Origin of the sequence: Corynebacterium marquesiae (assembly GCF_030229635.1) — a bacterium.
GTDB classification, from domain to species: Bacteria; Actinomycetota; Actinomycetes; order Mycobacteriales; family Mycobacteriaceae; genus Corynebacterium; species Corynebacterium marquesiae.
Window position 1 is genome coordinate 129,101 of sequence record NZ_JASPII010000007.1, and the last position, 6,887, is coordinate 135,987.

Genomic DNA, 6,887 nt, shown 5'->3' on the forward strand with positions numbered 1-6,887 from the left:
ACGCCAAGCCGCGCTCGATGCCTATGCAGAGATCAAAGACTAAGCCGGCGGAAAAGGTGGACGTAAAGGTCTACCATGGGGCCAATGATGAGCCCCAGGATTCATTCTCAAGCGCACCCGCCCATTGGCAACACCCCACTCATGCGGGTGGAGGCGATTAGCCCCCGGCCGGATGTCCACCTCTATCTCAAGCTCGAACAATTCAACCTCGGCGGTTCTGCAAAAGACCGGACCGCCCGAGCCCTTATCCAGACAGCCCTCGAAGCCGGCGATATCCGCCCGGGTTCGACGCTGGTGGAATCTTCCTCCGGCAACCTGGGCATGGCTCTAGCTCGCCAAGCCCCGCTCCAGGGGATGAAGTTCCACTGCGTGGTAGATCCGCGGGTCAACGCCTCCACGGTAGCTACCATGCGGGCCTACGGCGCACACGTGGAATTGCTCGACCACCCCGATCCAGAAACCGGCGATTGGCTCACCGCCCGCCGCACCCGCGTGGCCGAGCTTTTGGAAGAGATCCCGGAGTCTTTCAACCTCAACCAATATTCCAATGAAGCCGCCTTCCACGCCCACGCGGAAGGCACCATGACTGAGATTCTGGACCAGCTCGGTCAGGCGCCCAGTCATCTGCTCGTGGCTATGAGCACCACCGGAACCCTTGGCGGCTGCGTACGCAAGCTCTCCGAGCTGGGCGCCGACACCCACACAATTGGCGTTGATGCGGAAGGCTCCGTGCTTTTTGGTGGTGAGCGTGGCACCCGCATGCTGCCTGGCTATGGCGCCGGAATCGTAACCGAACTATCCACCAAGTTTTCGCCTTCTTCCGTGGAGAGGGTTCCGGACCTCGATGCCATCGTTGCTGCCCGACAGCTCGCTCAAGCAGAGGGCCTACTGCCTGGCGCTTCCGGCGGTGCCGTCATCGCCGCCTTCCAACGCCTCGCGCCCTCCCTACCGGCAGGGGCTGAAGTGGTTGCCGTACTGCACGACGCCGGCCAGCCTTACCTCGACACCATTTATAACGACTCCTGGGTGTGCGAAAACTTCGACCTTTCGCCCTCTGAACTCGCGGCGCGCATCGAAGGGCCGGCGCAGTGACCTCTTCTCGTTCTGCCCGCCGCATTGCCATCATTGGAGCTGGCCCGCGTGGCCTGTGGGCCGTCGAGGAACTCCTCGAGCGCGCCCGCGTTCCACTCGATGTCACTGTTTTTGACCCGTACCCCGCCGGTGCGGGCGCCGTCTACCGTCCGCAGCAGCCGCCGCAGTGGCGCCTCAACGTCAACTGCGCCATCGTCGCCACTGCCCACGATAGTTTCAACGCTTGGCGCACCCGCCGCGGTGAAGACACCACCGATGCCTTCCCGCCGCGGGCCCAGGTGGGCCAATTCCTCGCCGATACCTGGTCCGCAGCAGTGCGCCGCGCGCCAGCCCACGTTCGCATTCGGCACCTGCCGCACCGCGTGACCGCGGTAAGCGCCGAAGGAGAAGGGTTCATGGTCGATGGCGCCCCCTTCGACGAAGTCCTGGTCTGCACCGGCCACGACCATCTCCACGCTGGGTCTTTGGCCTATGAGGCCTCTTGCGTACCGGTCACCGGTCTTTACTTCGGTGCCGATCTTCCGAGCTCCGCACGGCAAATCGGCGTACGCGGTGCCGCCTTGAGCTTCATCGATGTGTGCCTGCTGTATGGCGATACCGCCGAAACCATCTACCCGGTTAGCCGCAGCGGGCGCTTCATGGAGGTAAAGCCCTCCCCGCAGACACCGTTGCCGGAGGTGTCGCCGCGGTGGCGGCAGGCCTGCGCGCATATCGACAACGCTTCGGAGCTGCGTGAGATCCTCATCGGGGCTGCAGGCGAATTCGGTGACTTCTCAACTGCAGACCTCGCCGCCGTTATCGACGGTCAGGATTTCACTGGCGATGCCGTCGCTGAGCTCGAGGCTTCCCTACGTGCGGCCGAAGGTACCGGTCCACCCACCCCGGCCGCGGCCGTAGGCGCGGCGTTTCGTGGGGTATTCCAAGAATGCGTCGATTGGCACAAGGCACATGGCCCCATGCCCGGCTTCCGCGAGCTTTCACGCACCCTTGAGCGCGTGGCTTTTGGTCCGCCACCGGTCACAGCCAAGCGCCTGCTCGAGCTGATCCACTCCGGTGTGGTGAATACCCACTACCTAGGCACGCCTGAGCAAATAGATTCCTGGCGGGAGCAGGGCGGCGTGGACCTGCTTATTGACGCCACCGTTGCTCCCCAAGCCACCCCCTCCCCCTTCCACGACGTTCCTGGCGTAGTGGAAATTGGCCGGATGAATGAGATCTCCCTGCCCGGCCATGACTCCCTTAACCGTTCCGTGCACGATGACATCCCCCGCTGGGCGGAGAAAGTAGCAAACCCATGATCACCACTCCCGTAGACCCACTACCCGCCCACGGCACCGTCCCCTTGCGCGCCCGGTGGGAACGGTGGATGCGTGAGCTCGTCGAAAACCCGCAGCACGTCAGCGCCTTAACCTCGCGTTACGGTTCTCCGGTGAACGTGTTGAATCCCGCTCCGCTGCGCCACAATGCCCAAGAGCTGCTCGACGCGGGCGCTTCCCACGGCGTGGAGACTCAGGTGTTTTTCGCACGCAAGGCCAATAAGGCTCTGTGTTTTGTCGATGCTGCACGCAATGCCGGGCTCGGGGTGGATGTAGCCAGCGAGAACGAGCTCCGCCAAGTGCTCGACCGCGGTGTCGCCCCAGAGCGCATCATCCTCAGCGCCGCTATCAAAACAGATGGTTTGCTCCGCCTCGCGGTTTCGCGAGGCGTCACTATCTCTTGTGATTCTCGCGCCGAATCCCGCCGTATCGCCGCCATCGCGAGGGATTTAGATACCACCGCCCACGTGGCACCACGCCTCGCTCCAGATCCAAACTCCCTACCCCCCACTCGCTTTGGGGAGAGACTGCCGGCATGGCGGCAAGCCGAGTGGCCAAAGGAACTTCGTGCTGTAGGCGTCCACGTGCACCTCCACGGCTATAGCGAAGCCGACCGCCGAACCGCCCTGGCAGAGGCAATTTCCTTGGTCGAGCACCTCCGCACATTGGGCCAGCCCGCTAGTTTCATCGATATCGGCGGCGGAGTGCCCATGAGCTACCTAGAATCCCGCGAGCAGTGGGAGAATTACCTCGAGCGCATCGCCTCCCAACGCGCTGGTACCGGGGAACCCTTTACGTGGAAAGCGGATCCACTGTCCAATACTTACCCCTTCTGGCAGGAGCCAACCCGCGGTCAGTGGCTAAACCAGCTCCTCTCCGGTGAGGTCCCCGGCTACGGCACCGCTGGCAAGGAGCTGCGCGAGCGGAACATCGCCCTACATCTTGAGCCCGGCCGCAGCCTCCTCGACGGCTGTGGAGTCATCCTCGCCGAGGTGAGCTTTCTCAAAGAACGCTCCGATGGCCTGCCCCTGATCGGCGTGGCGATGAATCGCACCCAGTGCCGGACCGCCGCAGATGACATCCTGCTAGATCCTCTCTTGGTACCTACGGCTGGGCCGGTAAAGGAAATCTCCCGTGAGTCACGCACCGGCTTTGTGGTGGGTGCCTACTGCATTGAAGACGAGGTTATCCTGCGCCGCGAACTGGACTTCCCGGATGGCATTGCCGTAGGAGATACCCTCGCCATTCCGAATACAGCCGGATATTTTATGCACATCCTCGAGTCTGCTTCGCACCAAATTCCCTTGGCACGCAACGTCTACTTCGACGGCGGCGACTGGGTGCCAGACGATATTGACGCCACTTAACTGCCTGCGGTTCACAACATAGAAAAAGGGCTTCGAGGAATTCCTCGAAGCCCTTTAGCTTTAAGCGCAGTGCGCTAATCCGATTTACTCGGTGTAGCCCTTAACCACGGAACCGTCAACCGGGATGCCCGGGCCGGAGGTGGTGGAGATGGTAGCGCGCTTGATGTAGATACCCTTAGCGGAAGAAGGCTTCAGGCGCTGGATCTCATCCATGAGGGCGCCGTAGTTCTCAGCCAGCTTCTCGGCGTCGAAGGATGCCTTGCCGATGATGGCGTGCAGGTTAGCAGCCTTATCAACGCGGAAGGAGATCTTGCCGCCCTTAACCTCAGAGATCGCCTTAGCAACGTCTGCGGTAACGGTGCCGGTCTTCGGGTTCGGCATCAGACCACGCGGGCCCAGGACGCGAGCAACGCGGCCGACCTTGGCCATCTGATCCGGGGTAGCGATAGCAACGTCGAAGTCGATGTTGCCCTCGTTGATCTGCTCGATCAGTTCAGCGGTGCCAACGATGTCAGCGCCAGCTTCCTGAGCGGCGGTAGCCTTCTCGCCCTCAGCGAAAACAGCAACGCGAACGTCCTTACCGGTGCCGTTAGGCAGGGAAACGGTGCCGCGAACCAGCTGGTCAGCCTTGCGCGGGTCAACGCCCAGACGGAATACGACGTCAACGGTGGCGTCGAAGTTCTTGGAGGAGGTCTCCTTAGCCAGCTTGGTGGCCTCGATCGGACGGTACAGGCGGGACTTATCTACCAGTTCCGCAGCGGCCTTATAAGCCTTAGACTTGGTGCTCATTTAACAATTCCTTTTCTGGATTGGTGTGGTGTTTGGCGGGCCGTAGCTGGCCCTACCACATAAAGTTTTTACTTCTCCGGTGCGCCATCAACGGTGATGCCCATGGAGCGGGCGGTACCGGCGATGATGCGAGCGCCGTTCTCGATGTCACGTGCGTTCAGGTCCGCAAACTTGGTCTCTGCGATTTCCTTGCACTGATCCCAAGACACAGAACCGACCTTGTCGGTGTGTGGGACGCCGGAGCCCTTCTGGATGCCAGCGGCCTTCAGCAGCAGCTTAGCTGCCGGCGGGGTCTTCAGCTTGAAGTCGAAGGAACGGTCCTCGTAGACGGTGATCTCAACCGGAACCACGTTGCCACGCTGGTTCTCGGTAGCGGCGTTATAAGCCTTGCAGAACTCCATGATGTTGACGCCGTGGGCACCGAGTGCCGGGCCAACTGGCGGTGCCGGGTTAGCGGCGCCTGCCTCGATCTGCAGCTTGATAAAGCCGGATACCTTCTTCTTAGGAGCCATCGAATTACCTCTTTCCTGTGTTACCGGGATATCCGCCACGATGAATAACGGGATCCCGTCCGGATGCTCACCTTCAGTGGGCCACCGGAGGATGAAACGTTTTCTTATACGCACGCCAAAGGCGCACGGCGTTCCAGTTTAGAACACCGTGCGCCCTGCACAAAATCACTTTTTAGGAGATGCGCTCAATCTCAGTCGGCGACAGCTCCACCGGGGTCTCGCGGCCGAAGATGGACACCAAGCCCTGCATCTTGCCGGTCTCCGGGTCGATCTCGGAAATGGTCGCGGATACGGCAGCCAGCGGTCCGGACAGGATGGTCACTGCCTCGCCCACCTCGAAGTCGTGCGCGTACTTCTTGGCCACTTCCTTCTCCGGCATATCCACAACCTGCTCGCCCTCTGCCTCGTTCGGGGCAGCATCGCCCTTGGTGGACGGCGCCTCGTTGGGCATGAGGAACTTAGCTACGTCGCGGGTCTTAACCGGGGTGGCGTTGCCTTCGTTGCCCACGAAGGAGGTCACGCCCGGGGTTTCGCGGATGACGGACCATGCGGCGTCGTTAAGCTCAGCGCGAACCAGGACGTAGCCCGGCAGCAGCTTGCGCTTCACAATCTTCTTCTTGCCGTCCTTGGTCTCCAGGACCTGCTCAATAGGAACAACGACCTCGAAGATGGAATCTTCTACCTCGAGGGTCTGGGCGCGCATGTCCAGGTTGGTCTTTACCTTGTTTTCGTAGCCGGAATAGCACTGAATGATGTACCACTGGCCCGGCTGCTTCTTCAGCTCGCGGGTAAAGGCGCGCAGGCGCTTGCGGTAGGCGGCATCCTCGGACTCGTCTTCGCTGGCCTCAGGGGCTGCACCCTCGGCTTCAGCTTCGGCCGCTGCCGGTTCTGCTGCGTCGGTGGACTCGGCGGACTCGCCTGCAGTGTCGGTGGACTCAGCCGTTCCTTCAGTTTCTTCCGCTGCCGGAGCGGCTGGGGTAGCATCTTCCTGCTGCGCTTCTTCTACGGAGCTAGCGTGCTCTGCCGCCTGCTCCTGCACGTTGGACTGCATTGCCTCTTCCAGCGAGGTGCCTACGGTTTCGACGTTATTCTCGTCGCTCATAATTCTTACTCCAAAAAATTCCTCGGCGCGTTGCGTAGGACCAGCCTACCCGCCCGCGTATGGGCAAAAAGTATCCCGCCGTTCCTTGAAGCGGAAACAGCGGGATAAAAGGTTATGCAGCTATCTTACTTATCAGAGAGAACCTGCTCAACTCCGAGACCAGCCAGGGTGTCAACGCCCCAGACCAAAGCGGTCATCACGATAAGGAACGCAAAGGTAATGAGGGTGTACTGCAGCATCTCCTTAGCGGTAGGCCACACCACCTTCTTCATCTCGGATGCAACCTCGCCAGGGAAAGCGGCTACGCCACCACCTGGGGTGTCATCGTGGTTCTTATCCTCTACGCGGACGACGTGCTTATCGGCGTAGTCCGCGGAGGACGTGGTAGCCGCACCAGAGAGCTGACGCTTACCGGTCGGGCGCGATGCACCCGAATTCTTCGGCTGCTGCTCATCGCTCACAGCTAACCCTCCTTGGGAACTAAATCTAATAGGGCGCTTAACGCGCACCTCCATAACTTTGTCAACCCTAGCAAAGCTCGCCCAGCATGAAAAGCTGACCACGGCATTTGCAAGGCGTGGCCTTGACAACATGTGCGTGGGCCAAGCACCACGAAGACTTGATTTCTAGTGGTCGTGGAAACACCTGACATGGGTTAGGTGATTGTGTGGAGTCGAAATGGGTTCCGGATTCTGCTGTTGTGGCGCGG

General features: G+C 61.0%; 7 protein-coding genes. 3 read left to right on the plus strand and 4 right to left on the minus strand.

Annotation, left to right across the window (positions count from 1 at the left end):
• The first annotated feature begins 75 nt into the window (after positions 1–75).
• The 3 genes from QP971_RS06505 to QP971_RS06515 are packed head-to-tail and all read left to right on the plus strand — an operon-like array spanning position 76 to position 3,775.
• Positions 76–1,092: a pyridoxal-phosphate dependent enzyme gene (locus QP971_RS06505; RefSeq protein ID WP_284811132.1), complete on the plus strand. Its 1,017-nt coding sequence runs from the start codon at positions 76–78 to the stop codon at positions 1,090–1,092.
• Positions 1,089–2,390 carry an FAD/NAD(P)-binding protein gene (locus QP971_RS06510; protein WP_284811133.1) on the plus strand — a complete coding sequence of 434 codons (1,302 nt, stop codon included), beginning with the start codon at positions 1,089–1,091 and terminating at the stop codon, positions 2,388–2,390. The genes QP971_RS06505 and QP971_RS06510 overlap by 4 nt, the downstream gene beginning before the upstream one ends.
• Positions 2,387–3,775: a type III PLP-dependent enzyme domain-containing protein gene (locus tag QP971_RS06515; protein ID WP_284811134.1), complete on the plus strand. Its 1,389-nt coding sequence runs from the start codon at positions 2,387–2,389 to the stop codon at positions 3,773–3,775. Before QP971_RS06510 ends, QP971_RS06515 begins: the two co-directional genes overlap by 4 nt.
• An 84-nt stretch (positions 3,776–3,859) precedes the next feature.
• On the opposite strand, the gene rplA is transcribed toward QP971_RS06515, so the two are convergent.
• The 4 genes from rplA to secE form a co-directional block, all read right to left on the minus strand.
• Positions 3,860–4,564, minus strand: coding sequence for a 50S ribosomal protein L1 (gene rplA, locus QP971_RS06520; RefSeq protein ID WP_049383568.1), 705 nt, complete (start codon positions 4,562–4,564; stop codon positions 3,860–3,862).
• A gap of 68 nt (positions 4,565–4,632) precedes the next feature.
• A complete protein-coding gene (gene rplK, locus QP971_RS06525) occupies positions 4,633–5,076 on the minus strand; it encodes a 50S ribosomal protein L11 (protein WP_049358678.1) in 444 nt (147 codons plus the stop codon).
• Positions 5,077–5,248: 172 nt separating this feature from the next.
• Complete coding sequence (gene nusG, locus QP971_RS06530) at positions 5,249–6,178, minus strand: transcription termination/antitermination protein NusG (protein WP_239278147.1); 930 nt, start codon at positions 6,176–6,178, stop codon at positions 5,249–5,251.
• A gap of 125 nt (positions 6,179–6,303) precedes the next feature.
• Complete coding sequence (secE, locus tag QP971_RS06535; RefSeq protein WP_239278148.1) at positions 6,304–6,639, minus strand: preprotein translocase subunit SecE; 336 nt, start codon at positions 6,637–6,639, stop codon at positions 6,304–6,306.
• Between the last annotated feature and the right edge of the window lie 248 nt (positions 6,640–6,887).

Coding starts and splice junctions, on each gene's coding strand:
- QP971_RS06505 (WP_284811132.1), top strand. CDS start 76: ATGGGGCCAATGATGAGCCCCAGGATTCATTCTCAAGCGCACCCGCCC.
- rplK (WP_049358678.1), bottom strand. CDS start 5,076: ATGGCTCCTAAGAAGAAGGTATCCGGCTTTATCAAGCTGCAGATCGAG.
- rplA (WP_049383568.1), bottom strand. CDS start 4,564: ATGAGCACCAAGTCTAAGGCTTATAAGGCCGCTGCGGAACTGGTAGAT.
- nusG (WP_239278147.1), bottom strand. CDS start 6,178: ATGAGCGACGAGAATAACGTCGAAACCGTAGGCACCTCGCTGGAAGAG.
- QP971_RS06515 (WP_284811134.1), top strand. CDS start 2,387: ATGATCACCACTCCCGTAGACCCACTACCCGCCCACGGCACCGTCCCC.